At 69.0% G+C, this 239-nt stretch carries 1 pseudogene; it reads right to left on the bottom strand.

From position 1 onward, the window contains the following. A pseudogene (locus tag SB754_RS22745) lies at nt 1-239 on the bottom strand (UDP-N-acetylglucosamine 1-carboxyvinyltransferase); the annotation flags it as partial.

The raw sequence follows: 239 nt of genomic DNA, 5'->3' as shown, positions 1-239 counted from the left end.
AGGGTGGACACATTGATCGGCTCGGGCCGCTCGGGTCCCTTGACGGTGAAGCTGTCCTCCCCCACCGTCACCGTGCAGCCTGCCTGGGTGAGCTTGTCCAGCACCACGGCCAAAGCGGATGCGTCAGCGTCCCGCACCTCGATGCAGCCGCCCGTGATGGCTGCGGCGAACGCCCAGGTGCCGGCAACAATGCGGTCCGGCACCACACGGTGGACCACAGGCCGCAGCGCTTCCACGCC

Origin of the sequence: Leifsonia sp. SIMBA_070 (assembly GCF_046534635.1) — a bacterium.
Classification (GTDB): Bacteria; Actinomycetota; Actinomycetes; order Actinomycetales; family Microbacteriaceae; genus Leifsonia.
This window is presented reverse-complemented; position numbering and strand designations above follow the sequence as displayed.